At 71.9% G+C, this 23,078-nt stretch carries 22 protein-coding genes and 2 pseudogenes; 19 read left to right on the top strand and 5 right to left on the bottom strand.

The window, feature by feature from the left end:
• The first annotated feature begins 16 nt into the window (after positions 1 to 16).
• The 19 genes and pseudogenes from hisG (at position 17) to argH (ending at position 19,468) form a co-directional block, all read left to right on the top strand.
• Entirely contained in the window at positions 17 to 862 is an 846-nt protein-coding gene (gene hisG, locus CLT74_RS11125) for an ATP phosphoribosyltransferase (protein ID WP_099846463.1), read from the top strand.
• Positions 859 to 1,830 carry a DMT family transporter gene (locus tag CLT74_RS11120; protein WP_099846462.1) on the top strand — a complete coding sequence of 324 codons (972 nt, stop codon included), beginning with the start codon at positions 859 to 861 and terminating at the stop codon, positions 1,828 to 1,830. The genes hisG and CLT74_RS11120 overlap by 4 nt, the downstream gene beginning before the upstream one ends.
• Before the next feature lie 68 nt (positions 1,831 to 1,898).
• Positions 1,899 to 2,354, top strand: coding sequence for a PH domain-containing protein (locus CLT74_RS11115; RefSeq protein WP_486582718.1), 456 nt, complete (start codon positions 1,899 to 1,901; stop codon positions 2,352 to 2,354).
• Between the two features lie 328 nt (positions 2,355 to 2,682).
• Positions 2,683 to 3,332, top strand: a pseudogene (infC, locus tag CLT74_RS11110) (translation initiation factor IF-3).
• A gap of 20 nt (positions 3,333 to 3,352) precedes the next feature.
• On the top strand, positions 3,353 to 3,547 hold the full coding sequence (rpmI, locus tag CLT74_RS11105; protein WP_013732809.1) for a 50S ribosomal protein L35: 195 nt from the start codon (positions 3,353 to 3,355) through the stop codon (positions 3,545 to 3,547).
• Positions 3,548 to 3,579: 32 nt separating this feature from the next.
• Positions 3,580 to 3,972, top strand: coding sequence for a 50S ribosomal protein L20 (gene rplT / locus CLT74_RS11100; RefSeq protein ID WP_093404272.1), 393 nt, complete (start codon positions 3,580 to 3,582; stop codon positions 3,970 to 3,972).
• 68 nt (positions 3,973 to 4,040) lie between these two features.
• Entirely contained in the window at positions 4,041 to 4,838 is a 798-nt protein-coding gene (locus tag CLT74_RS11095; protein ID WP_099851753.1) for a TrmH family RNA methyltransferase, read from the top strand.
• Between the two features lie 226 nt (positions 4,839 to 5,064).
• On the top strand, positions 5,065 to 6,132 hold the full coding sequence (gene pheS, locus CLT74_RS11090; protein WP_099846459.1) for a phenylalanine--tRNA ligase subunit alpha: 1,068 nt from the start codon (positions 5,065 to 5,067) through the stop codon (positions 6,130 to 6,132).
• A gap of 36 nt (positions 6,133 to 6,168) precedes the next feature.
• Positions 6,169 to 8,745 (top strand): phenylalanine--tRNA ligase subunit beta, encoded by a 2,577-nt coding sequence (gene pheT, locus CLT74_RS11085; RefSeq protein ID WP_099846458.1) that lies wholly within the window; start codon positions 6,169 to 6,171, stop codon positions 8,743 to 8,745.
• 243 nt (positions 8,746 to 8,988) lie between these two features.
• Positions 8,989 to 10,191 carry a nucleotide sugar dehydrogenase gene (locus tag CLT74_RS11080; protein WP_099846457.1) on the top strand — a complete coding sequence of 401 codons (1,203 nt, stop codon included), beginning with the start codon at positions 8,989 to 8,991 and terminating at the stop codon, positions 10,189 to 10,191.
• A complete protein-coding gene (locus tag CLT74_RS11075) occupies positions 10,191 to 10,970 on the top strand; it encodes a glycosyltransferase family 2 protein (protein ID WP_099851751.1) in 780 nt (259 codons plus the stop codon). The genes CLT74_RS11080 and CLT74_RS11075 overlap by 1 nt, the downstream gene beginning before the upstream one ends.
• 8 nt (positions 10,971 to 10,978) lie before the next feature.
• On the top strand, positions 10,979 to 12,004 hold the full coding sequence (locus CLT74_RS11070) for an NAD-dependent epimerase/dehydratase family protein (protein WP_099846456.1): 1,026 nt from the start codon (positions 10,979 to 10,981) through the stop codon (positions 12,002 to 12,004).
• A gap of 106 nt (positions 12,005 to 12,110) precedes the next feature.
• The gene (argC, locus tag CLT74_RS11065) at positions 12,111 to 13,112 is read left to right on the top strand and encodes an N-acetyl-gamma-glutamyl-phosphate reductase (RefSeq protein ID WP_099846455.1); all 1,002 of its coding nucleotides are present in this window, start codon (positions 12,111 to 12,113) and stop codon (positions 13,110 to 13,112) included.
• The gene (gene argJ, locus CLT74_RS11060; RefSeq protein WP_099846454.1) at positions 13,109 to 14,275 is read left to right on the top strand and encodes a bifunctional glutamate N-acetyltransferase/amino-acid acetyltransferase ArgJ; all 1,167 of its coding nucleotides are present in this window, start codon (positions 13,109 to 13,111) and stop codon (positions 14,273 to 14,275) included. The genes argC and argJ overlap by 4 nt, the downstream gene beginning before the upstream one ends.
• 55 nt (positions 14,276 to 14,330) lie before the next feature.
• Positions 14,331 to 15,218 carry an acetylglutamate kinase gene (argB, locus tag CLT74_RS11055; RefSeq protein ID WP_099846453.1) on the top strand — a complete coding sequence of 296 codons (888 nt, stop codon included), beginning with the start codon at positions 14,331 to 14,333 and terminating at the stop codon, positions 15,216 to 15,218.
• A complete protein-coding gene (locus tag CLT74_RS11050; protein ID WP_099846452.1) occupies positions 15,215 to 16,453 on the top strand; it encodes an acetylornithine transaminase in 1,239 nt (412 codons plus the stop codon). Before argB ends, CLT74_RS11050 begins: the two co-directional genes overlap by 4 nt.
• Positions 16,450 to 17,364 (top strand): annotated as a pseudogene (gene argF / locus CLT74_RS30785) (ornithine carbamoyltransferase); the annotation flags it as partial. The gene CLT74_RS11050 and the pseudogene argF, both read left to right, overlap by 4 nt.
• Positions 17,365 to 17,430: 66 nt before the next feature.
• Positions 17,431 to 17,946, top strand: a complete 516-nt coding sequence (locus tag CLT74_RS30780; protein WP_199172358.1) for an arginine repressor — start codon at positions 17,431 to 17,433, stop codon at positions 17,944 to 17,946.
• Positions 17,947 to 18,004: 58 nt separating this feature from the next.
• Positions 18,005 to 19,468 carry an argininosuccinate lyase gene (gene argH / locus CLT74_RS11040; RefSeq protein WP_099851747.1) on the top strand — a complete coding sequence of 488 codons (1,464 nt, stop codon included), beginning with the start codon at positions 18,005 to 18,007 and terminating at the stop codon, positions 19,466 to 19,468.
• A 111-nt stretch (positions 19,469 to 19,579) separates the two neighbouring features.
• Here argH and CLT74_RS11035 read toward each other — a convergent pair whose 3' ends face one another.
• From CLT74_RS11035 to CLT74_RS11015, 5 genes are all read right to left on the bottom strand, one after another.
• Positions 19,580 to 19,999: a DNA-binding protein gene (locus CLT74_RS11035; protein ID WP_099846450.1), complete on the bottom strand. Its 420-nt coding sequence runs from the start codon at positions 19,997 to 19,999 to the stop codon at positions 19,580 to 19,582.
• A gap of 53 nt (positions 20,000 to 20,052) precedes the next feature.
• Positions 20,053 to 20,766, bottom strand: coding sequence for an alpha/beta fold hydrolase (locus CLT74_RS11030; RefSeq protein WP_099846449.1), 714 nt, complete (start codon positions 20,764 to 20,766; stop codon positions 20,053 to 20,055).
• Between the two features lie 82 nt (positions 20,767 to 20,848).
• Positions 20,849 to 21,571: an ABC transporter permease gene (locus CLT74_RS11025; RefSeq protein WP_099846448.1), complete on the bottom strand. Its 723-nt coding sequence runs from the start codon at positions 21,569 to 21,571 to the stop codon at positions 20,849 to 20,851.
• Complete coding sequence (locus tag CLT74_RS11020) at positions 21,568 to 22,353, bottom strand: ABC transporter permease (RefSeq protein WP_099846447.1); 786 nt, start codon at positions 22,351 to 22,353, stop codon at positions 21,568 to 21,570. The genes CLT74_RS11025 and CLT74_RS11020 overlap by 4 nt, the downstream gene beginning before the upstream one ends.
• Positions 22,350 to 23,069: an ABC transporter ATP-binding protein gene (locus CLT74_RS11015; protein ID WP_486582239.1), complete on the bottom strand. Its 720-nt coding sequence runs from the start codon at positions 23,067 to 23,069 to the stop codon at positions 22,350 to 22,352. The genes CLT74_RS11020 and CLT74_RS11015 overlap by 4 nt, the downstream gene beginning before the upstream one ends.
• Positions 23,070 to 23,078: the final 9 nt, after the last annotated feature.

Below are 23,078 nucleotides of genomic sequence, written 5' to 3'. Positions count from 1 at the left end.
GAAGGAGCACTCCGTCATGCTGCGTGTCGCCGTACCCAACAAGGGCGCTCTGGCCGACTCGGCCGCCCAGATGCTGCGTGAGGCGGGCTACCGCCAGCGCACCGACAGCAAGGATCTGGTCTGCCGCGACCAGGCCAACGACATCGAATTCTTCTACCTGCGGCCGAAGGACATCGCCACCTACGTCGGCTCCGGTGACCTGGACGTCGGCATCACCGGTCGGGACCTGCTGATCGACTCCGGCGCGCCGGCCGAGGAGGTCGTCGACCTGAACTTCGGCCGGGCCACCTTCCGGTTCGCCGCCCGGCCGGACGACGTCGACGACGTACGGGAGCTGGGCGGGCACCGGATCGCCACCGCGTACCCCGGCCTGGTCGAGCGGCACCTCACCGAGCTGGGCGTCAAGGCCGACGTGATCCGCCTCGACGGGGCGGTGGAGAACGCCATCCGGCTGGGCGTCGCCGACGTGGTCGCCGACGTGGTGGAGACCGGGGCGACGCTGCGTCAGGCCGGCCTGGTGGTCTTCGGTGAGCCGTTGCTGCAATCCTCGGCGGTGCTGGTCCGCCGCACCGGCGCGGCCTCGCACCCGCAGGCCGAGCAGTTGCTGCGCCGGCTGCACGGGGTGCTGGTGGCCCGCCGCTACGTGATGCTCGCCTACGACGTGCCGGCCGGGCTGTTGGACCGGGCCAGCTCGCTCACCCCGGGCATCGAGTCGCCGACGGTCTCCCCGTTGCACCGGGAGGGCTGGGTGGCCGTGCAGGCCATGGTGCTCCGCGACGACGTACACCGGATCATGGACGAACTCTACGAACTCGGCGCCCGGGCGATCCTGGTCACCAACATCCACGCCTGCCGGCTGTGAGCCGGCCGCCCGTAGCGCTCGCACTGACCCTTGTCGCCCTCGGGGGGATCGCCTCGGCGGCCCAGGGCGCGGTGAACGCGGAGCTGGGGCAGCGGGTCGGTAACGCCTCCCTGGGCGCGGTGGTCAACAACCTCGGTGGCTGCCTGCTGGTCCTGGTCGGGCTGCTGGCGCTGCCGTCGATGCGGACCGGGCTGGTCGCCCTGCGGCGGTCCCGCCTGCCCTGGTGGACGTACCTGGGTGGGCTGGGTGGGGCGGCCATCGTGGTCTTCGCCGCGTACGCCGTTCCGGTGCTCGGGGTCGCGGTGTTCACCATCGCCCAGGTCGCCGGTGGCAGCCTCGGCGGGCTGGCCTCGGACCGGGCCGGCCTGGCCCCGGTGGGTCGGCTGCCGCTCACCGTGCCCCGGCTCGCCGGGGCGCTGCTCGGGGTGGCCGCGGTGGCTCTCGCGCAGGCCGGCCAACCCGTCGGTGACCTGGCCGTCGGCCTGCTGCTGCTCGCGGTGGCCGGCGGCGTCGCCGTGGCCTTGCAGGCCGCGCTCAACGGCCGGGTCTCGGCGGCCGGGTCGGCCGCCGCCGGGGTAGCCGTCAACTTCGTCGTCAGTACGCCTGTGGTGCTGCTCGTCGCGGCGTTGGCCGGCGCGTTCACCGGTCCGTCGATCCGCTGGCCCGACGGCTGGCACCTCTACACCGGTGGGCTGCTCGGGGTCGGCATCGTGGCCAGCCTGGTCGTCGGGGTACGCGCGGCGGGAGTGCTGCGCACCGGTCTGGCCCTGGTCGGCGGACAACTCGCCGGTGCCCTGCTGTTGGACGTGCTGCTGCCGCAGGGGCCGGGTGCCCGGTTGCCGGTGCTGGCCGGCGCGCTGCTCACCCTGCTCGCGGTGCTTGTCGCCGGGCGCGGCCCACGCACCCGGGCCGGCGTCAGTGTGGCGGCGGACGGGCAGCCGGAACCGGATGGCAGACTTGTGCCATGAGCGAGCGGCGGGACGCGACGCAGCCCAGTGCCGGCACGGGTGAGCGCGAGCGGGCGACCGGCACCGAGCTGATCAGGCTGCGGCCGCGACGGATCCGGCTGGTCTGCTGGGTGTCGGCCATCCTGCTGGTCGTGGTCTTCGCGCTGATCGCCACCACGCTGACCGGACCGACAGGTAACGGCTACGGCACCTTCCAGCGCGGTGACCAGTTGGCCATGATCGGGCTCGGGTTCGTGTTCGCCCTGGGCACGCTGCTGTTCACCCGACCTCGGGTCGAGGCGGACACGCGGGGTGTCCGGGTCCGCAACATCATCGGTTCGTACGAACTGCCCTGGGAGGTCGTCCGGGGGATCCGGTTCGACAGGGGTGCCCCGTGGGCGGCCCTGGAGCTGTACGACGACGACCTGCTCCCGGTGGTCGCCCTCCAGGCAGCCGACAAGCAACTCGCCGTGGACGGCGTCCGGGCACTGCGCCGCCTGCACCAGGCGCACCTGACCGCGCTGGCTGAGCGGGCGGCCCGCTGATCCGGCCCGCCGGGCGGGTCGGTTTGAGGTGCCCGTTACCGAGGGTGTAGTGTTGTCGAGTCGACCAGGCTGTCCGCTCCGGCGGGCGGCCGTGAAAGCGGAGCGCCTGCTCCCACCCGAGTCGCCGCCTGTGGCGTCCGGGTCCGGTCACCGGTTCCGGGCATGTCCCGGTCCCGGATGCGCGATCCTGTGATCGTGCCGACCGGTCGAGCGGGCCCTGGCATATGCCGGGGCCTTCTACTTTCCGGGCCGGCTCCCACCGGGAGTCACCGGGTCGGCCACGTATGAAGATCCGACTCGAGGAGGCCCCATCAGCGTCGAACCACGCGTGAACGATCAGATCCGGGCACGTGAGGTCCGACTGGTCGGCCCCGAGGGTGAGCAGGTGGGCATCGTCCCGCTGGAGCGCGCCCTTCAGCTGGCCGCGGACGTCGATCTGGACCTGGTCGAGGTTGCGCCGATGGCGCGCCCGCCGGTGTGCAAGCTCATGGACTTCGGCAAGTTCAAGTACGAGAGCGCACTGAAGGCGCGCGAAGCGCGGCGTAACCAGCAGCAGACCGTCATCAAGGAAATGAAGCTCCGGCCGAAGATCGATCCGCACGACTACGAGACCAAGAAGGGTCACGTGGTGCGGTTCCTCAAGGCCGGCGACAAGGTCAAGGTGACGATCATGTTCCGCGGTCGCGAGCAGAGCCGCCCGGAGCTGGGCTACCGGCTCCTGCGCCGGCTCGAGTCCGAGATCACGGAACTGGGATACGTGGAGTCCGCTCCTAAGCAGGACGGCCGAAACATGATCATGGTTCTCGCTCCGCACCGGGCCGTGAAGGCATCCGCGGTCGCCGCCACGGCGTCCCGTGGTGGACCCGGGAGCGGACTGCGGAGGAGCCTGCCACCGAGGTGGCCGCCGAACCTGCGGTGACAAGTGAGAGCGCAGCAGCCGGTGAGACCGGCACGACCGCTGACACCAGCGGTCAGTAACAGGGGAGAAGACGTTCCACATGCCGAAGATGAAGAGCCACACGGGGACGGGTAAGCGCGTCCGCGTGACCGGCAAAGGCAAGATCATGAAGCAGCAGGCCGGTCTGCGGCACAACCTGGAGAAGAAGCCCTCCACCCGTACCCGCCGGCTGACCGGCGTGGTCGAGGCCGCCAAGTCCGACGTCAAGCGCCTCAAGAAGCTGCTCGGCCGCTGACGCGCGCCACCTGAATCCAAGAAGGAGTTGAGATGGCACGCGTCAAGCGGGCTGTGAACGCCCAGAAGAAGCGCCGTACCCTGCTGGAGACCGCGAGCGGTTACCGCGGTCAGCGCTCCCGGCTGTACCGCAAGGCCAAGGAGCAGGTGCTGCACTCGATGCAGTACGCCTACCGGGACCGTCGCGACCGCAAGGGCGACTTCCGGCAGCTGTGGATCCAGCGGATCAACGCGGGTGCCCGCGCCAACGGGATGACCTACAACCGGCTGATCCAGGGCCTGCGCCTGGCCGGCATCGAGGTCGACCGCAAGATCCTGGCTGACCTGGCCGTCAACGACGCCGCCGCGTTCGCGGCGATCGTCGAGCTGGCCCGGGCCGCCGTGCAGGCCGAGGGCACCGGCGGCGCGCCGGCCCAGGCCGCCTGAGTCCCACACAGCGCAGCGAGGCGCCCCTCGGCGACGGGGGGCGCCTCGCGCGTGTGGCCGAGACGATCATGCTTTTCACACCGCGTACGCCCCGGGTGGTGGCCGCGCGCCGACTTCAGCGTCGCCGCGAGCGCGACACCACCGGCCGGTTCCTGGCCGAGGGACCACAGGCGGTCCGGGAGGCCCTGGACCGCCCTGACACCGTGCTGGAGCTGTTCGGCACCCCGGCCGCCCTCGACCGGTACGCCGACCTGGCGGCGACCGCCGCCCGCGACGACGTACCCGTCTCCGAGGTGACCGACGACGCCGTCGCCGCGCTCGCCGAGACCGTCGCCCCGCAGGGGCTGGTCGCCGTCTGCCAGCACCTCGACGTGTCCCTGACCGTCGCGCTGTCCCGGAGCCCCCGGCTGGTGGCCGTGCTGGCCGGCATCCGCGACCCGGGCAACGCGGGGACGGTGCTGCGTACCGCCGACGCGGCCGGTGCCACTGCGGTGATCTTCGCCGGTGACGCCGTGGACCCGTACAACGGCAAGTGCGTCAGGGCGTCGGCGGGCAGCCTGTTCCACGTCGACGTGGTCCGGGAACGCGACCCGGTCGCGACGCTCACCGCGGCACGGGCCGCCGGGCTCACCGTGCTCGCCGCCACCGGCCACGGCGACGACGACCTGGACGCGCTGGCCGACGCCGGCCGGCTGGCCGCACCGACGGCCTGGCTGTTCGGCTCCGAGGCGCACGGCCTGCCCGCCGAGCTGGCCGAGGCGGCCGACGCCCGGGTCCGGGTGCCGCTGCACGGGCGGGCCGAGAGCCTGAACCTGGCTGCGGCGGCGGCTGTCTGCCTGTACGCTTCAGCGAGAGCACAGCGCTGACCCGAGGTCAGACGCGCGTACGACGAAGTGCATGACGAGGAGATGCGGCCCCGATGGTGAACGCACCACGGCGTTCGTTTAGCCAGCCCGCCGGTGTCGGCGGGCGGCGGGCCTGACCTGCTCTCCACGCGACTCCCACCGGCGGGCTGCGGCACAGCCGCGCGTCCGTAGACTCGCCTAGCCGCCCGCGAGGGCTGGCGCCGTCGTGAGGGAGTGCCCGTACGCCATGACTTACCGCAACGATCCGTACGACCCGAAGCAGGTCGCCCTGCTCGACCCGGCCGCTCTGGCCGAGGCCGTGACCGAGGCCGAGAAGGCGTTCGCCGCCGCCGGTGACCCGGACGCGCTGGCCGCCGTGCGTCCGGCGCATCTGGGGGACCGGTCGCCGGTGTCGCTCGCCCGCCGTGAGATCGGCGCGCTGCCACCGGCCGCCAAGGCCGACGCCGGCAAGCGGGTCAACGAGGCCCGCCGGAGCATCGAGCAGGCGTACGCCGCGCGCGCCGAGGTGCTGGACCGGGAGCAGGCCGAGCGGGTCCTGGTCGCCGAACGAGTCGACGTGACGCTGCCGTACGACAGGCATCCGCGTGGCTCCCGCCACCCGATCACGCTCCTGATGGAGCAGATCAGCGACCTGTTCATCGGGATGGGCTACGAGGTGGCCGAGGGGCCCGAGGTCGAGCTGGAGTGGACCAACTTCGACGCGCTGAACATCCCCGCCGACCACCCCGCCCGCGGCCTGATGGACACCTTCCACATCGCACCGGAGGGTTCCGGTCTGGTGCTGCGTACCCACACCTCGCCGGTGCAGGCGCGCACCATGCTCACCCGGACCCCACCGATCTACGTGGTCGTGCCCGGCCGGGTCTACCGCACCGACGAGTTGGACGCCACCCACTCGCCGGTCTTCTACCAGGTGGAGGGTCTGGTGGTGGACAAGGGCATCACCATGGCGCACCTGCGCGGCACCCTCGACCACTTCGCCCGGGCCATGTTCGGCGCGGGGGCGAAGACCCGGTTCCGGCCGCACTACTTCCCGTTCACCGAGCCGTCGGCCGAGTTCGACGTGTGGTTCCCGGAGCACCGCAAGGGCCCGCAGTGGGTCGAGTGGGGTGGCTGCGGCATGGTCAACCCACGGGTGCTGCGGGCCTGCGGCATCGACCCGGAGGTCTACTCCGGCTTCGCCTTCGGCATGGGCATCGACCGTACGGTGATGTTCCGGCACGGGGTGGGCGACATGCGGGACCTGGTCGAGGGCGACGTCCGGTTCACCCGGGCGTTCGGCCACGGGGCTTAGTGCGGGCGCGAGTTACGGAGACGGTGGTTAACAGTCATGCGAGTTTCTCTGAGTTGGCTGCGCGAGTACGTCGACCTTCCCGACCTGTCCGTCGGCGAGCTGGAGCGGTCCCTTGTCGACCTCGGCATCGAGGTCGAGTCCATCGTGGACCTGTCCGGTACGGTCACCGGGCAGTTGGTGGTCGGTGAGGTTCTGGAGATCGAGGAGCTGACCGGCTTCAAGAAGCCGATCCGGTTCTGCCGGGTGAACGTGGGTGCCGCGAACGGCACCGGCGAGCCGCAGGAGATCGTCTGCGGTGCCCGCAACTTCGCCCCGGGCGACCGGGTCGTGGTGATCCTGCCCGGCGGGGTGCTGCCGGGTGGCTTCGCCATCGGCGCCCGCCGGACCTACGGGCGCAACTCCAACGGGATGATCTGCTCGGTCAAGGAACTGGGCCTCGGCGACGACCACGCCGGCATCCTGGTGCTGCCCGAGCACGTGGTGGCCGAGCCCGGCGACGACGCCCGGCCGGTGGTCGGCCTCAACGACATCATCGTCGAGGTGGAGATCACCCCGGACCGGGGCTACCAGATGTCCCTGCGCGGGCTCGCCCGCGAGCTGGCGCACGCCCTCGGCCTGGACTACTCGGACCGGGGCCGGATTCCCGCGACGCCCGGCACGCCCGAGCCGGCGTACCCGGTCGAGGTTCGCGACCCGGTCGGCTGTGACAGGTTCGCGGCCCGGATGGTACGCGGGGTCGACCCGACGGCGCAGACCCCGGACTGGATGCGGCAACGCCTCACCGTCGCCGGCATCCGCAGCATCTCGCTGCCTGTCGACATCACCAACTACGTGATGCTCGAACTCGGCCAGCCGATGCACGCCTTCGACGCCGACCGGATCGCCGGCCCACTCGTGGTGCGCCGGGCGGTACCGGGGGAGAAGCTGACCACGCTCGACGGGGTGACCCGCGCCCTCGCCCCCGAGGACATGGTCATCTGCGACGCCGGGCTGCCGAACCCGCTCGCCGCCGAGGGCGACGGCACACCGATCTCGCTCGCCGCCGTGATGGGCGGAGAGACGAGCGAGGTCCTGCCGGGCACCGTGAACGTGCTCTTCGAGGCCGCGCACTGGGACCCGGCGATGGTCGGTCGCACCGCACGCCGGCACAAGCTGTTCAGCGAGGCGGCGAAGCGCTGGGAGCGGGGGGTGGATCCGGCGCTGCCGCTTGTCGCCCTGGACCGGGCGGTCGGGCTGCTCACCTCGTACGCGGGGGGCACCGCGAGCGAGCAGGTGCTGGACATCGACCACGTCCGGCCGCGTACCCCGGTCACCCTGCCGGCCGATCTGCCCAGCCGGCGGGTCGGTGTGGACTACCCGCCGGCGCGGGTGGTCGCCCTGCTGGAGCAGGTCGGCTGCACCGTGGCGGGTGGCACCGACCGGCTGGCCGAGGACCCGGGCGAGGTGGCGGTGGCCGCCGGTGGCGGTGAGACGCTGAGCGTCACCCCGCCGACCTGGCGGCCCGACCTGACCGACCCGGCGGACCTGGTCGAGGAGGTGGTCCGCCTCGACGGGTACGACAAGGTGCCGTCGGTGCTGCCGACCGCGCCGCCCGGCCGGGGTCTGACCTGGCAGCAGCGACGCAACCGGGCGGTGTCCCGGGCCCTTGCCGAGCGGGGCCACGTCGAGGTACTGGCGCACCCGTTCGTCGCCGCCGAACTGGCCGACCAGCTCGGCCTGCCCGCCGACGACCCGCGCCGCCGGACGGTGCGGTTGGCCAACCCGCTGTCGGAGGAGGAGCCGCTGCTGCGTACCACGCTGCTCGGCCCGCTGCTCGGCATCGTCCGGCGCAACCTCGGCCGTGGCCTGCGGGATCTGTCCCTCTACGAGATCGGTACGGTCTTCCACCCCCGGCCGGAGGCCGGTAGCCCACCGGCGATGGGCGTCGAGCGGCGGCCCACCGACGCGGAGTTCGCCGCCGCCGACGCGGTGGTGCCGGATCAGCCCCGGCACGTCGCCGTCGTACTGACCGGCGACATCGAGCCGGCCGGCTGGTGGGGCGGTGGCCGGGCAGCGGGCTGGGCGGACGCTGTCGAGGCGGGTCGCGCGGTGCTCGCCGCCGCCGGGATGCCGGACCAGCGGGTCGAGGTGCGTTCCGCCGAGTACGCCCCCTGGCATCCGGGCCGCTGCGCGGAACTGCTCGTCGACGGAACGGTGGTGGGCCACGCCGGTGAGCTGCACCCGCAGGTCGTGGCGACGCTGGAGCTGCCGAAGCGTACCTGCGCCATGGAGCTGGACCTGGACGCTCTGCCGTCGGCCCCGCCGGTCGGCGCGCCGACGGTGTCGACGTTCCCGCCGGCGCTCATCGACGTGGCGCTCGTGGTGGCCGACCCGGTGCCGGCGGCGCAGGTGCGGCAGGCGCTCGCCGAGGGTGCCGGTGAGCTGCTGGAGTCGGTGCGCCTGTTCGACGTGTACGCCTCGGAGCAGCTCGGGGCCGGCCGCAAGTCGCTTGCCTACAAGCTCACCTTCCGCGCGCCGGACCGGACGCTGACGGTCGAGGAGGCGGTCGCCGCCCGTGACGCCGCTGTCGCCCGGGTGGCCGAACGTTTCGGGGCCACCCTCCGGGGCGCCTGACGGGACGGCAAGGGCCCCTTCCCCCGACGCCTCGCGCTGGGGAAAGGGGCCCTTGCCGTCGCCGCGGGACGCCCCGATGGCGTGCGCTGGGTGATGGCGATGGTGCGGTGGGTGACGGGTCGACCGAAAGGTCAACACCGATAGCTGTTTGGTTACCCGCGAGTCATCTCCGAGCGGTTAGCCTGCTTGGATTCCGAGTGCCGCCACCGTCACCACCCCGCCACCCCCACGGGAGTCCCCCTCATGTCCGATGATCCACCCGCCTCGGTCGACGTCTGCATAGTCGGTGGTTGTGGCCGGGTGGGCCTGCCACTGGGCATCGCCTTCGCCGCCCGTGGGCTCTCCGTCGTGCTGTACGACATCAACGCCGAGGCCGTCGCCGGCGTCAACGCGGCCACCCTGCCCTTCGCCGAGCCCGGCGCGGCTGCTCCGCTGGCCGAGGCGGTGGCCGCCGGGCGGCTGCGCGCCACCACCGACCCGGCAGCCGTCGGGGTCTCGGAGCACCTGATCGTCGTGGTCGGCACGCCTGTCGACGAGCACCTCAACCCCGATCTCGGTGCCGTGCCCCGGGCGCTGGAACGCTGCGCCGAGCACCTGCGGGACGGTCAACTGATCGTGCTGCGCAGCACCGTCTACCCCGGTGTCACCGCGCTCACCGAGAAACTGCTCGCCGGCAAGGGCCTACGCGCGGACGTCGCGTTCTGCCCGGAGCGGATCGCCGAGGGGCGGGCGATGACCGAGCTGTTCACGCTGCCGCAGATCGTGGCCGCGCGGACCCCGGAGGCGCTGACCCGGGCGGAGAAACTGTTCCGGCACCTGACCGACCAGATCGTCCCGCTCGAACCCGAGGAGGCCGAGCTGGCGAAGCTGTTCACCAACACCTGGCGGTACATCAAGTTCGCCACCGCCAACCAGTTCTGGATGATGGCCAACGACTTCGGGCTGGACTTCGCCCGGATCCGGCACGCGGTGTCGTACGACTACCCGCGCGCCGCGGACCTGCCGATGCCCGGGTTCGCCGCCGGACCGTGCCTGTTCAAGGACACCATGCAACTGGCCGCGTTCAACCGGAACAACTTCGTCCTCGGTCACTCGGCGATGCTGATCAACGAAGGGTTGCCGCTGTACCTGGTGTCCCGCCTGGAGGACCGCTTCGACCTGGCCAGCTCGACGGTGGGCATCCTCGGCATGGCGTTCAAGGGCGGCAGCGACGACCCCCGGGAGAGCCTGGCGTACAAGCTACGCAAGATCCTTGCGTTGAAGACGCGGGAGACGCTGTGCACCGACCCGTACGTGGCCGACGAGCGCTTCGTCGACCTCGACGAGGTGCTGCGCCGGGCCGACCTGCTGGTCATCGCCGCGCCGCACGAGCAGTACGCCCGCCTGGACACCGACAAACCGGTGATCGACATGTGGGGTCTGACCGGGCAGGGGGTGCGGGTGTGATGAATCCCCGGGTATCGGTGATCGTGCCGGTCTACAACGAGGGTGAGGCGATCGTCCGCTGCCTGGAGCGGATGCTGCGCGAGCTGATGCTGCCCGCCGAGGTGCTGATCGTGCACGACATGCCGGAGGACACCACGGTCCCGTACGTCGAGCGGATCGCGCGTACCGACCCGAGGGTCCGGGCGGTGCTCAACACCTACGGTCGGGGGCCGGCCAACGCGATCCGGTTCGGCATCGACGCCGCGCTGGCGCCGGTCGCGGTGGTGACGATGGCCGACGGGTGTGACGATCCCCGGCAGATCGACGAACTGGCCCGGTTGGTGGACCGGGGCGTGGTGGTCGCCGCCGCCTCCCGGTACATGCCGGGTGGCCAGCAGGTCGGTGGGCCGAGGCTGAAGCGGATGATGTCCCGCTGGGCCGGGCGCAGCCTCTACACCTTCGCGCGGGCGGGCACCCGGGACGCCACGAACAGCTTCAAGGCGTACGACACGGCGTTCGTCCGGGAGGTCGGCATCGAGTCGCGGACCGGCTTCGAGATCGGGCTGGAGCTGACCGCGAAGGCCACCCGGCTGCGCCTGCCGGTGGCCGAGATTCCGACCATCTGGCTGGACCGGCCACTCGGTGAGTCCCACTTCGACCTGGGCCGCTTCCTCCCCGGCTACCTGCGCTGGTACCTGTTCGCCTACGGTCGACGGCTGAGCCGGGAGAAGCTGACCGCCCGGGTGCGGATGGCGGCCGTGCCGAGTCCGCGTGGCACCGAGTACGAGAAGACGGCATAGGAGCGTACGTGGCGAAGGTCCTGGTAACTGGTTCGGCCGGCTTCATCGGCGGCTATCTCGTCGCGGAACTGCTCGACCGTGGCCACGAGGTGGTGGGTGTCGACAACTTCTCGAAGTACGGCCCGGTCGCCCAGAGCCACGAGGGGCACCCCCGCTTCCGGTTCGTCGAGGGGGATGCCCGCGACACCGATCTGCTGACCGGGCTGCTCGACGGCTGCGACCACCTGGTCGCCGGTGCCGCGATGATCGGTGGGATCTCCTACTTCCACGCGTACGCCTACGACCTGCTCGCCACCAACGAGCGGATCATGGCGGCGACCTGCGACGCGGCGATCCAGGCGCACCGCGCCGGCCACCTGGCGAAGGTCACCTACCTGTCCTCGTCGATGGTGTTCGAGTCCACCGAACACTGGCCCAGCCGGGAGGGCGACGAACGGCGCATCCCGCCGCCGCTGTCCTCGTACGGCTTCCAGAAGCTGGCGGTGGAGTACTACGCCCGGGCGGCCTGGGACCAGTACCAGCTGCCCTACACGATCGTGCGACCGTTCAACTGCGTCGGCGTGGGGGAGGGGCGGGCGCTGGGCCAGGCCGAGGTGCTCTCCGGCAACGTCAAGCTGGCCATGTCGCACGTGGTGCCGGACCTGGTGCAGAAGATCGTCAAGGGGCAGGATCCGCTGCACATTCTCGGCGAGGGTGACCAGGTGCGGCACTACACCTACGGCGGCGACCTGGCCCGGGGGATCGCGCTCGCGATCGAGCACCCGGCGGCCCAGAACGAGGACTTCAACCTCTCCACCGCCGAGTCGACAACGGTCCTGGAGCTGGCCGAGCTGATCTGGCACAAGATCAAGGGCGCTGGCGTTCCGTTCCGGCACGTCAGCGACGAGCCTTTCCAGTACGACGTACAGAAACGCGTACCGGACACCACGAAGGCCCGCGAGGTGCTCGGTTTCACCGCGACCACGTCCCTGGACGAGATGCTCGACGAGGTCATCCCCTGGGTCACCCGGGCGGTCGCCGAGGGCCGCCTCTGAGGGCGACCCTCGTCGGCCGATTCATTACCATACGGCTCACTGTATGAACTTGCAGACCGAGGTGTGCTCCTGCTAACCTTCGCTGCATAGTCATGCGGAGGTGGGTATGGGGATTCGGGCCGCGGTCGCCGGGGCGAGCGGGTACGCCGGTGGCGAACTGCTCCGTCTGCTCGCCGGGCACCCCGAGTTCGAGGTGGTCGCCGCCACCGCGCACAGCCAGGCCGGGCAACGGCTCGACGCCGTCCACCCACAGCTGACCGGGCTGGACGTGACTCTCGCTGCGACCACGCCGGAGGTGTTGGCCGAGGCCGATCTCGTCTTCCTCGCCCTGCCGCACGGCGAGTCCGCCGCCATTGCGGCGCAACTGCCCGCCGGAGTACGGATCGTCGACCTCGGGGCCGACCACCGGCTCGTGGACGCCGACGCCTGGGCCCGTTACTACGGCGGCCCGCACGCCGGGGCGTGGACCTACGGCCTGCCCGAGCTGCCCGGTCAGCGGGAGCGGATCGCCGCCGCCGACCGGGTGGCCAGCACCGGCTGCTACGCGGCGACGATCACCCTCGCGCTGGCCCCGCTGATCGCCGCCGGTGCCGCCCGACCGGACGACGTGGTGGTCGTCGCCGCGTCCGGCACCTCGGGTGCGGGCCGGGCCGCCAAGGCTCACCTGCTGGCCAGCGAGGTGATGGGCGACCTGTCGCCCTACAAGGTGGGCGCGCACCAGCACGTACCCGAGATCAAGCAGGCCACCGGCGCGACCGGCCTGTCGTTCACGCCGGTGCTGGCGCCGATGCCGCGTGGCATCCTGGCCACCGTCACCGCGTTGCCGACCGGCGAGGCCGACCCGCGCGCGGTGCTGGCGCAGGCGTACGTGGACGCGCCGTTCGTGCACCTGTTGCCTGAGGGACGGTGGCCGCACACGGCGGCCACGCTTGGCGGCAACTCCTGTCACCTGCAGGCCACAGTCGATGTCGACTCCGGTCGGCTGATCGTGGTCGCCGCGTTGGACAACCTCGGCAAGGGTGCCGCCGGTCAGGCGGTGCAGAACGCCAACCTGATGTTCGGTCTGCCCGAGACCACGGGCCTGTCCGTCTGGGGGACCGCGCCATGACCGTCACCACACCCCGGGGGTTCCGGGCGGCCGGGGTGGCCGCCGGCCTCAAGACCAGCGGCGGGCCGGATGTGGCGCTGGTGGTCAACGACGGCCCGGACGCCGGTGTCGCCGGGGTCTTCACCGCCAACCGGGTCAAGGCCGCGCCGGTGCTCTGGACCCAGCAGGTCGTCCGGGGTGGCAGCGTACGGGCGGTGGTGCTCAACTCCGGTGGTGCGAACGCCTGCACCGGCCCGGCCGGTTTCCAGGACACCCACGCCACCGCCGAGCACACCGCCGCCGCGTTGACCTCGGCCAACCCGCAGCCGGTCGGCGCGGGTGAGGTGGCGGTCTGCTCCACCGGCCTGATCGGCGAGCGGCTGCCCATGGACCGGCTCCTGCCCGGGGTCGACGCCGCCGCCGGAAGCCTGGGCGACAACGGGGCTGCCGCCGCCGAGGCGATCATGACGACGGACACCCGGCCGAAGACCACTGTCGTCTCCGGTGACGGCTGGACCGTCGGCGGCATGGCCAAGGGCGCCGGCATGCTCGCCCCGGCGATGGCCACGATGCTCTGTGTCCTCACCACCGACGCAGTGGCCGGGTCGGCGACGCTCGACGCGGTGCTGCGAGCGGCCACCCGGGTCACCTTCGACCGGGTGGACTCCGACGGCTGCATGTCGACGAACGACACGGTGCTGCTGCTGGCCAGCGGCGCCTCGGGGGTCACGCCGAGCGAGGCGGAACTCGCTTCGGCGGTCACCGCCGCCTGCCACGACCTGGCCCAGCAGTTGCTCGCCGACGCCGAGGGCGCCACCAAGCAGGTCGCCATCGAGGTCGTCGGTGCCGCCGACGAGGACGACGCGGTCGAGGTGGGGCGGGCGGTGGCCCGCAACAACCTGGTCAAGACGGCGTTGTTCGGCAACGACCCGAACTGGGGTCGGATCCTGGCCGCCGTCGGCACCACCGCCGCCGCGTTCGAGCCGGACGCCGTGGACGTGGCGGTCAACGGCATCTGGGTCTGCCGGGGCGGCGCGGCGGCCGAGGACCGTTCTAAGGTCGACCTCTCCGGCCGGGACGTCACCATCCGGATCGATCTGCACGCCGGTACCGCCGAGGCGACGGTGTGGACGAACGATCTGTCGCACGCATACGTGCACGAGAACTCGGCCTACTCAACGTGAGCGCGAGGAATGTAGCGCAGCGGAGTCCCGCAGTCGCGAACGAAAGGTCGGCCCGGTGAGTCTGAACTCCGATCTGAGCCGCGCCCAGGTCAAGGCCGAAACGCTCATTGAGGCGCTGCCGTGGCTGGCCCGCTTCTCCGGCTCCACGGTTGTGATCAAGTATGGCGGCAACGCCATGGTCGAGCCGGAGTTGCAGCGGGCCTTCGCCGCCGACATGGTGTTCCTGCGGTACGTGGGACTCAAGCCGGTGGTGGTGCACGGCGGTGGACCGCAGATCTCGGCCATGCTCGGTCGGCTGGGGATCGACAGTGAGTTCCGGGGCGGCCTGCGGGTGACCACCCCGGAGGCGATGGACGTGGTCCGGATGGTGCTTGTCGGCCAGGTGGGCCGGGAACTGGTCGGGTTGATCAACGCGCACGGTCCGTTCGCGGTTGGTCTCTCCGGCGAGGACGCCGGCCTGTTCACGGCGGTGCGGCGGCCCGCGTACGTCGACGGGCAGCCGGTCGACGTCGGCCAGGTCGGCGATGTGGAGTCGGTGGACGTCTCGGCGGTGGACGACCTGATCGCGGCCGGCCGGATCCCGGTGATCTCGACGGTGGCGCCGGACGTGGACGGGGTGCTGCACAACCTGAACGCGGACACCGCCGCCGCCGCCCTCGCGGTCGCCCTGCGGGCGCGCAAGCTTGTCGTGCTCACCGACGTGCCCGGCCTGTACGCCGACTGGCCCGACACGTCCAGCCTGGTCAGCGAGATCAGCACGGACGAGCTGGCGAAGCTGCTGCCGTCGCTGGAGTCCGGCATGGTGCCGAAGATGGAGGCGTGCCTGCGGGCCGTCAACGGGGGAGTGCCGGCCGCGCACGTCGTGGACGGCCGGGTCGCCCATTCCACCCTGCTGGAAGTGTTCACCTCGGAAGGGTTCGGAACGATGGTGATTCCCTCATGAGCGCGCTGGTCAGCCGGTGGCGGCAGTCGATGATGGACAACTACGGCACGCCGCCGCTGGCGTTGGTGGCCGGTTCCGGCGCCGTCGTGGTCGACGAGGCCGGCCGGGAGTACGTCGACCTGCTCGGCGGCATCGCTGTCAACTCTCTCGGCCACGGCCACCCGGCGGTGGTGGCGGCGGTGTCGAAGCAGGTCGCGACGCTCGGCCACGTCTCCAATCTGTACGTCTCCGAGCCGCCGGTGGCGCTTGCCGAGTTGCTGCTGGCACTGGCCGGCCGGCCGGGGCGGGTGTTCTTCGCCAACTCGGGAGCCGAGGCCAACGAGGCGGCGTTCAAGCTTTCCCGGCGCACCGGCCGGACCCATGTGGTGGCCGCTGTCGGCGGCTTCCACGGCCGCACCATGGGCGCGCTGGCGTTGACCGGTCAGCCGGCCAAGGCCGACCCGTTCCGTCCACTGCCGGGCGAGGTCACCCACGTCCCGTACGGTGATGTGGCCGCCCTGGCCGCGGCGGTGACCGACGCCACGGCCATGGTGATCCTGGAGCCGATCCAGGGTGAGAACGGTGTGGTGGTCCCGCCCGCCGGCTACCTGGCCGAGGCCCGGCGGATCACCGCCCGGCACGGCGCGCTGCTGGTGCTCGACGAGGTGCAGACCGGGGTCGGTCGGACCGGCCACTGGTTCGCCCATCAGGCCGACGGCGTCGAACCGGACGTGGTGACCCTGGCCAAGGGGCTCGGTGGTGGGCTGCCCATCGGTGCCACCCTGGCCTTCGGTCCGGCCGCCGACCTGCTCGGCCCCGGTTCGCACGGCAGTACGTTCGGTGGCAACCCGGTGAGCTGCGCGGCAGCCCTGGCGGTGATTTCCACGATTGCCAGCGAAGGGCTGCTCGACCACGTCAAGCGGATCGGCGAGCGGCTGCGACGGGGGCTCGAGTCCCTCGGTCATCCGCTGGTGGGCGGCGTACGCGGTGCCGGGCTCCTGCTCGGCGTCACCCTGACGGCATCGGTGTCCGCCGCCCTCGCCGGGGCGCTGCGCGACGCCGGTTTCCTGGTCAACCCGATCCAGCCCGACGTGATCCGGCTGGCGCCGCCGCTGATCCTCACCGGGGCCCAGGTCGACGCCTTCCTGGCCGCGCTGCCGGGTGCTCTGGCCGCGTCGACGGCAGCAGCGGATCGCGTCGACCAGGAACCGCCGTCCCGCAGCCCGATCCCGACGCCGACGGAGGCTTCCGCATGACCCGGCACTTCCTGCGCGACGACGACCTGTCCCCGGCCGAGCAGGCCGCGGTGCTGGACCTGGCCGCCCGGATGAAGGCCGACCGCTTCGGGTTCACGCCGTTGGCCGGGCCGCGCTCGGTGGCGGTGCTCTTCGACAAGCAGAGCCTGCGTACCCGGATCTCCTTCGACGCGGGCATCGCCGAACTCGGTGGTCACCCCCTCGTGGTGGACACCCAGGTCACCCACTTCGGGCGGGGTGAGTCGCTCGGCGACGCCGGTCGGGTGCTGTCCCGCTACGTGGCCGCGATCGTGTTGCGTACCCATGGCGACGACCGGATCGCGGAGGTGGCCGCCGGAGCCACAGTGCCGGTGGTCAACGCGCTCACCGACGGGTTCCACCCGTGCCAGCTGCTCGCGGACCTGCTCACCGTCCGCGAGTGGTGCGGCGGCACCGCCGGGCGGACGCTCGCCTATGTCGGGGACGCGGGGAACAACATGTCCCACTCGTATCTGCTGGCCGGCGCGACCGCCGGGATGCACGTGCGGGTCGCCGGCCCGGCCGGTTTCCATCCCGACCCGGACGTGGTGGCCCGCGCCGCGGCGGTCGCCGCCGGCACCGGCGGTTCGGTCCGGGTGCTCACCGACCCGGTCGCCGCCGTCCGCGACGCCGACGTGGTGGCCACCGACACCTGGACCTCGATGGGTCAGGAGGGGGACGGGCTGGACCGCAGCACCCCGTTCCTGCCGTACCAGGTCAACAAGGCGTTGCTCGGGCATGCCGGGCCGGACGCGATCGTGTTGCACTGCCTGCCGGCACACCGTGGCGAGGAGATCACCGACGAGGTGCTCGACGGTCCGCGCAGTGCCGTCTTCGACCAGGCGGAGAATCGGCTGCACGCCCAGAAGGCGCTGCTGACGTTTCTTCTGGGGAGACCCTGTGAGCGCGAGGAACGCAGCGAAGCGGAGTCCCGCAGTCGGGAACGAAAGGTTGGCTCTGTGACCGCACCACTGACCCGTGGCGCCCGGCACGCCCGCATCGTCGAGCTGATCCGCGACCGGGCGGTCCGGTCGCAGACCGAGCTGGCCGAGCTGCTCGGCGACGAGGGTGTCCAGGTCACCCAGGCCACCCTCTCCCGAGACCTCAAGGAACTCGGCGCGGTCACCGCCCGGGGCGGTGACGGCCGAGCCGTCTACGTCATTCCCGAGGACGGGCACCGTCCGCTGCGTGACGCCGAGGCAGCTCCGGCCCGCCTGGTGCGGCTGCTGCGCGAGCTGCTCAACGAGGTCGACTCCAGCGGCAACATCGCGGTCCTGCGTACCCCACCGGGTGCCGCCCACTACCTGGCCAGCGCGTTGGATCGGGCGGGCCTGTCGGAGGTCGTCGGCACCATCGCCGGCGACGACACCATCTTCGTCGTGGCGCGCGCCGCCGACGGTGGCGCCGCGCTCGGTGAACGGCTCGCCGGCTGGGCCCGTCGGGACGACAGCGCCGAAGGGAGCGGTACGGCATGAGCGATGTTGCGTCGGACCCGGGTGCCCGGTTGGGGGCCTGCTGATCGTGGGGACCACAATTGACCGGGTGGATGACAAGAGCCTGACCGAGAACAGCGCAGCGGCCAATCGGACGAGCCTGTGGGGAGGTCGGTTCGCCGGCGGCCCGTCGGAGGCTCTCGCCCGCCTGTCGGTGAGCGTGCAGTTCGACTGGCGGCTGGCCCCGTACGACATCGCCGGTTCCCGGGCGCACGCCCGGGTGCTGGCCGGCGCCGGCCTGCTCGACCCGGATGAACTGGGCCGCATCCTGGCCGCCCTCGACGACCTGGAGGCCGCCTGCGCGTCGGGTGCCTTCCGGCCCACGGTCGACGACGAGGATGTGCACACCGCCCTTGAACGCGGGCTGCTGGAACGGCTCGGCAGCCTCGGTGGCAAGCTGCGCGCCGGCCGGTCCCGCAACGACCAGGTCGCCACCGACCTGCGGCTCTACCTGCGCGACCACGCGCGGGGCGTGGCCGCGCGGCTGGTCGAGCTGGCCGAGGCGCTTGTCGAGCAGGCCGGGCGGCACGTGGACACCGCCGCACCCGGCATGACGCACCTGCAACACGCCCAGCCGGTGACCTTCGGCCACTGGCTGCTCGCCCACGTGCAGCCGCTGCTGCGGGATCTGGAGCGGCTCCGCGACTGGGACCACCGGGCCGCGGTCAGTCCGCTCGGCGCGGGGGCGCTCGCCGGTTCCGGGCTGCCGCTGGACCCGGTGGCGGTCTCGAAGGAGCTGGGCTTCCGGACGTCCTTCGCCAACTCGATGGACGCGGTCGCCGACCGGGACTTCGTCGCCGAGTTCCTCTTCGTCACCGCGATGATCGGGGTGCACCTGTCCCGGCTCGGTGAGGAGGTGGTGCTCTGGACGTCGCAGGAGTTCGGCTGGGTGGAGCTGGACGACGCCTTCGCCACCGGCTCGTCGATCATGCCGCAGAAGAAGAACGCGGACATCGCCGAGCTGGCCCGGGGCAAGTCGGGTCGGCTGGTCGGTGGGCTGGTCGCGGTGCTGACCATGCTCAAGGGCCTGCCGATGACGTACGACCGGGACATGCAGGAGGACAAGGAGCCGGCCTTCGACGCGGTGGACACCCTGGAGCTGCTGCTGCCGGCGCTCGCCGGGATGATCTCCACGATGACGGTACGCGTCGACCGACTGGTCGCCGCCGCGCCGGTGGGCTTCTCCCTGGCCACCGAGGTCGCCGACTGGCTGGTCCGCAAGGGCGTGCCGTTCCGCGACGCGCACGAGATCACCGGCCGGCTGGTCGCGCTCTGCGCGGCCCGGGACTGCGCCCTCGACGAGGTCTCCGACGAGGACCTGGCCGCCGTCAGCGAGCACCTCGACCCCAGCGTCCGCGACGTGCTCTCGGTCCGGTCCGCCCTCGCCGCCCGGATCACCCCCGGCTCCACAGGCCCCGGCCCGGTCGCCGACCAACTCGCCACCGCCGCCGACCAGCTGGTCACCTGGCGCGACTGGTCCGCCGACCCCGTCGTCCCCCGCTGACCCGCACCCCGCCCACCCCGGCTTCCGGTTTGCAACTTCGGGGAAGACGCTGCCTCCCGGTCCGCTGAGGCAGCGTCTTCCCCGAAGTTGCTGCCTCACCGTGGCCCGGGTTCAGGTGGTGGGGGACGTTCGGGTGGACAGGCGGTCGTAGCGTTGGCGGGCGGCCTGGGCGCTGCCGAGGCCGAGGCCGTGGCCGATCGCCTGCCAGGTGAGGCCCCGGTTGCGGGCCAGGTCCAGCAGCCCTGCCTCCATGGTGTCGATCTCCGCGCGCAGGTGCGGGAACAGGTTGAGCGCGGCGAGCAGGTCGTCGTGGTCGACCGGTTCCTCGCCGGGTACCGGCTCGGCGGCTCCGGCGGCCAGCGCCAGGAGCACGGCGATCACCTCGTACGGGTCGGCGGTGTACGGGTTGGTGTGCCGGCGTCGTTGTGCCTCGGTGGCGGCATGGCGTTCGGTGAGCCGGTGCAGGGCGGCGTAGGTGCGAAGGGCCCTGTCGGAAGGCGCTGCGGAACTGGTCGGTGAATCGGTGCTCATGCGCCAACCGCACCATATCAACGAAACGTTGTCAACGAAACGTTGATGTCCGGTCAGCCGCCGACCCCCCGGACCGCCTCGATGATGGTCTCGGCGACCTCGCTGGGCCGGGCCACCGCCATCGCGTGCGAGCCGCCGGGAAGCTCCCGCTGGCCCTGCGGCTTCGCCCGCTCGGCCATGAACCGGTGCGCGGCGACCGGGATGTTCATGTCGGCGTCGCCGAACACGAACCAGGTGGGCAGCGACCGCCAGGCCGGGTCGCCGGTGAGACCGTCGTTCAGCGCCTGCTCGGTGACCGGTCGCTGGGTCCGCGCCATGAGCGCGGCGGCGTCGGCGGACGCGTCCCCGGCGAACTGCCGGTGGTAGGCGTCCTGGCCGATCGCGACCTCGTTGCCGCCGGTGGACACCGGGTACTGCACGAGCGTGTCCGCGAGGGTGCTGCCAGGGAACTGCCCGGACAGCGACAGCGCGGACTCGCCGGTGTCCGGGCAGAGGGCGTTCACGTACACGAGGGCACGCACAGAAGGGTTGTCGCCCGCCGCCTGGGTGATCACCATGCCGCCGTACGAATGGCCGACGAGGATGACCGGCCCGCCGACCCCCCGTATCACGTCCGTCAGGTAGGCGGCGTCGCCGGAAAGGCTGCGCAGCGGGTTGGCGGCGGCCACCACGGCGTAGCCGCCGAGCCGCTCGATCACACCGTTCCAACTCGCCGACTCGGCGAACGCGCCGTGCACGAGGATGATGGTGGGCCGCTGATCGGACATGAGGTACTCCCTGACTCCGAGACGCTGTTCACCTACCGACCGCGCCGGATTACCCACCAGGTGAGGATGAAACGCGGCGCACTCAGGCGTCCCGGCGTCGGAAGGCGGCCACCGCCCCACCGGCGATGACAACGACCCAACCGAGCAGAACGAGCAGGCCGGTGGCGGGCGTCAGGGTCTGTGTCGGGTCGGGAAGGTAGAGCAGGCTTCCCGCCCGGTCCGGCAGGTAACGAGCATGCGGCGTGACGGCGTCCAGCACCGGCGAGACGACCAGGACCAGGCTGAGCGTGACGACCAGAGCGGAGACGACGGCCCGCAGGAGCGCGGCAAGAGCGAGCCCGAGCAACCCGATGAGCGCGAGGTAGGCCGCCGCGCCGACGACGTCCCACGGGGGACCGTCGGTGACCACCGGGACGTCCCGCGTGGCCAGCGCGATTCGGGCCGTGAGCAGCCCGGCGGCGAGCGCCGTAGCGGCGGTTCCGGCGGCCCAGGCCAGGTAGGCGAGGGCCTTGGCTGCCGGCACGGCCAGGCGGTCCGGCACGCACAGCAGGGTGGTGTGGATCTGCCCATCGGCGTACTCGGTCCCGACCGCGAGGACGCCGAGCGAGATGGCGCCAGCCTGAAGGTACGGCACCGCCTGGAGGACGACTGCGACCGGCTCGTTCGGCCCGACCGGCGAGGCGGCCAACGCCCAGGTGATGGCGACGGCTGCGCCGATCGTGCCGAAGACCGCGGCCAGCACCGCGGGCAGGCCGAACAGCTTGGCCAACTCCGCGGCGGTGGCGCGGGCGCAGGAGCGGATCACGCGTCCCGCCGCAGGAAAACCGCACTGGCCAGTGCGAGCAGCCCTGCCGTCCAGGTGGCCATGACCAGGCCGCCGGTGACCGGGGCGAGCGCGTCGTCGAACGCCAACAGGTCACCGGCGAACATGCTCGTGCCCGCGAGATCGGGCAGGAACCTCGCGAGCGGGGTGAGGTGCGACAGCAGCACGGAGACCGAGACGAGCGTGCTGTTCACCACGAGCACGATGATCGGGACGATCCCGTTGCGGGTGAAGACCGTGACCGCGAGGGCGATGAGCGCCGTGAGCATCCAGTAGATCCCGGCACCGACAGAGCGGGACAGCACCCCTTCCGGGGCAGGCGGAGCGTCGGTGCCGACTATCCCGCCGGCCAGCGCCAACGACGCGGGAAGCACCACCAGAGCCGCGACCGCGACCAGCAGGACGACGGTGACGGCCTTGGCGGCCAGCACGCCGAGGCGGTTGGGGGTGGCGGTGAGGGTCGTGGTGATCTGCCGACCGCCGCCGATCCTGGCACTGTTCGCGGTGTACTCGCCGCCGACGGCGACGACGCCGAGGACCACCGCGCCGACCGTGCCGATCGGCACCGCGGAGAAGACCGCCTCGACCGGCGAGGTGTAGGCCGTCAGCTCGGGCCGTCCGCTGCGCAGCGCGGCGCGGACGCCGATGGCGTTGATCAGAGTGATCGCGACCGGACCGAGCACCGTGACAGCCAGCGCCACAATGGTCGCCGGCAGCGTCGCCGTCTTTCGAGTCTCGGCGGCGACCGTGTCGAAGAAGGTCATCGCCCACCTGCCGTCGCCCCGGTGAGGGCGAAGAAGGCATCCTCCAGGGTCGGGTAGCCGGCCGTGACCTCGCGGATCGGGCCGGCGGCGACTACCCGGCCGTGGGCGATCACGACCAGGTCGTCGGCGATCTCGTCCACCTCCCTCATCAGGTGGCTGGAGAGCAGCACGGTGCCACCGGCTTCCGCGTGCCCGCGTAGCAGACCGCGGATCCAGCGAATGCCTTCCGGATCGAGCCCGTTCACCGGCTCGTCCAGCACAAGTGCACGGGGTTCGCCGAGCAGCGCGGCGGCCAGCCCGAGCCGCTGGCACATGCCGAGCGAGAACCGGCCGACCCTGGTTCCTCCGGCGGCGCCGAGACCGACCTGATCGAGCGCCTCGGCCACCCGTCGGACCGGGATGCCGTTGCTGCGCGCCATCCAGGTGAGGTGGTTGCGTGCGGTACGGGAGCGGTGTGCGCCGGAGCCGTCAAGCATCGACCCGACGGTGCGTAACGGCTGGCGCAGGCGCCGGTACGGCTGGCCGTCGACCAGGGCCGTGCCGGCATCCGCCCGGTCCAGGCCCAACAGGATGCGCAGGGTGGATGACTTTCCCGCACCGTTCGGCCCCAGCAGACCTGTCACCCGGCCCGGTGCGGCCCGGAAGGTGACATCGGTGAGGATCTCGCGGGAGCCGCGCCGCTTGACCAGACGCTCGACTGACAGCATGAGCACCATGTCAGCGCA

The sequence above is a fragment of the Verrucosispora sp. CNZ293 genome, assembly GCF_002754655.1.
Note: the sequence above shows the minus strand (reverse complement) of the source record. Positions and strands in the feature narration are given on the sequence as shown.

What these genes read in the sequence shown, in the direction of transcription:
- hisG (WP_099846463.1), top strand. Translation starts at nt 17, where the DNA reads ATGCTGCGTGTCGCCGTACCCAACAAGGGCGCTCTGGCCGACTCGGCC.
- rpmI (WP_013732809.1), top strand. Translation starts at nt 3,353, where the DNA reads ATGCCGAAGATGAAGAGCCACACGGGGACGGGTAAGCGCGTCCGCGTG.
- rplT (WP_093404272.1), top strand. Translation starts at nt 3,580, where the DNA reads ATGGCACGCGTCAAGCGGGCTGTGAACGCCCAGAAGAAGCGCCGTACC.
- CLT74_RS11095 (WP_099851753.1), top strand. Translation starts at nt 4,041, where the DNA reads ATGCTTTTCACACCGCGTACGCCCCGGGTGGTGGCCGCGCGCCGACTT.
- pheS (WP_099846459.1), top strand. Translation starts at nt 5,065, where the DNA reads ATGACTTACCGCAACGATCCGTACGACCCGAAGCAGGTCGCCCTGCTC.
- pheT (WP_099846458.1), top strand. Translation starts at nt 6,169, where the DNA reads ATGCGAGTTTCTCTGAGTTGGCTGCGCGAGTACGTCGACCTTCCCGAC.
- CLT74_RS11080 (WP_099846457.1), top strand. Translation starts at nt 8,989, where the DNA reads ATGTCCGATGATCCACCCGCCTCGGTCGACGTCTGCATAGTCGGTGGT.
- CLT74_RS11075 (WP_099851751.1), top strand. Translation starts at nt 10,191, where the DNA reads ATGAATCCCCGGGTATCGGTGATCGTGCCGGTCTACAACGAGGGTGAG.
- argC (WP_099846455.1), top strand. Translation starts at nt 12,111, where the DNA reads ATGGGGATTCGGGCCGCGGTCGCCGGGGCGAGCGGGTACGCCGGTGGC.
- argJ (WP_099846454.1), top strand. Translation starts at nt 13,109, where the DNA reads ATGACCGTCACCACACCCCGGGGGTTCCGGGCGGCCGGGGTGGCCGCC.
- CLT74_RS11050 (WP_099846452.1), top strand. Translation starts at nt 15,215, where the DNA reads ATGAGCGCGCTGGTCAGCCGGTGGCGGCAGTCGATGATGGACAACTAC.
- CLT74_RS11035 (WP_099846450.1), bottom strand. Translation starts at nt 19,999, where the DNA reads ATGAGCACCGATTCACCGACCAGTTCCGCAGCGCCTTCCGACAGGGCC.
- CLT74_RS11030 (WP_099846449.1), bottom strand. Translation starts at nt 20,766, where the DNA reads ATGTCCGATCAGCGGCCCACCATCATCCTCGTGCACGGCGCGTTCGCC.
- CLT74_RS11020 (WP_099846447.1), bottom strand. Translation starts at nt 22,353, where the DNA reads ATGACCTTCTTCGACACGGTCGCCGCCGAGACTCGAAAGACGGCGACG.
- CLT74_RS11015 (WP_486582239.1), bottom strand. Translation starts at nt 23,069, where the DNA reads ATGGTGCTCATGCTGTCAGTCGAGCGTCTGGTCAAGCGGCGCGGCTCC.